The sequence below is a fragment of the Microcystis sp. LE19-10.1B genome, from assembly GCF_027530565.1.
GTDB classification, from domain to species: domain Bacteria; phylum Cyanobacteriota; class Cyanobacteriia; order Cyanobacteriales; family Microcystaceae; genus Microcystis; species Microcystis aeruginosa.
This window is the reverse complement of record NZ_JAPZQM010000235.1, coordinates 1-1,043: the sequence shown is the minus strand read 5'-3', so window position 1 is coordinate 1,043 and position 1,043 is coordinate 1. Positions and strand designations below refer to the sequence as shown.

The window sequence follows — 1,043 nt, the reverse complement described above, 5'->3', positions numbered from 1 at the left end:
CGAAGTTGTCTTTGACCAATAGTATAAACCAGCAGGCACAAGCCCATGAGCATGGCCATGACCTCGATTCTATGGGGAGATTTGAGAAAGACACTGTGGGCAAAAAAGCCGGGGTCTTTGAGAAAAGAAAATCCTCTTTCCGGAGCTTGTTGCCCTTTATATTTTTTGAGTATATCCTCACTGCTTAATCGTTGTTTCTCCAAATCGTTAGTTGCTAAAACGAATCGTCCTGCTCGTTTCTTTAGCCTCTCAATGGCGGTCAAATTCAACTCTAATTTGGCTTGAACTTGATAGCTTTGAGAGGGTAAATCGTCTTTTGATTTGAGTTTTGACCCCTGGGACTCAGGCGGAATGAGATTGACTTTAATCTCCGTTAACTGATGAGATTTTAAGGAGTCAGATAATCCTTTGGCTATCGCCAACGCCACCGCTCTATTCTCAAATTCTCTTCGGGATAGTTGCCGGATTTTTTCTTATGCCCAATTCTTTTCCTGCTCGATTTTTTTCTCTAATTTTTTCAAGTCTGATTCTTGTCTAGCTTGACTTTCAACTAGCAACCATCTTTGTTCTATACCCCCATAGTTAGAGATGGTTTCCCGCCAGGAATAACCCGGTATTTCTGCATCGGTTAACTCTTTTTCTGAGATGCTATCGACTAACTCTTGAGCCTCTTTAATGCTTAATGGTACTCGAGACAACCAACGCATTTCTTTCATTAGTTTTAAATTCTCTTTGCTATAGAGGGCGCTATCGCCGACTATTAAACTGTCAAAGTCAACTGGTTTTTTAAATTCTCGGGCGATTTGACCAAAAACCGCTTTGTCCGCTTCATTTCCGTCCCCTACTTTCAGGAATAAAGGTACATCTCCATCCCCACTTACGATTAAGTCAATCATAAATTGTTTGGCTCTTCGGGAATTGTTATGCAAATAATTAACTTAAAATAAAATTCGATGAGAGCAACTACGCTCAAAAGTAGCTGAAATTCATACAGGAAAGGACTTAAGGCACAAATAGGTTAATACCAAAAGATAGACAATTGA

At 40.0% G+C, this 1,043-nt stretch carries 1 pseudogene; it reads right to left on the bottom strand.

Features of this window, described 5'->3' with window-relative positions:
• A pseudogene (locus O9332_RS08605) lies at positions 1 to 914 on the bottom strand (IS1634 family transposase); the annotation flags it as partial.
• Positions 915 to 1,043: the final 129 nt, after the last annotated feature.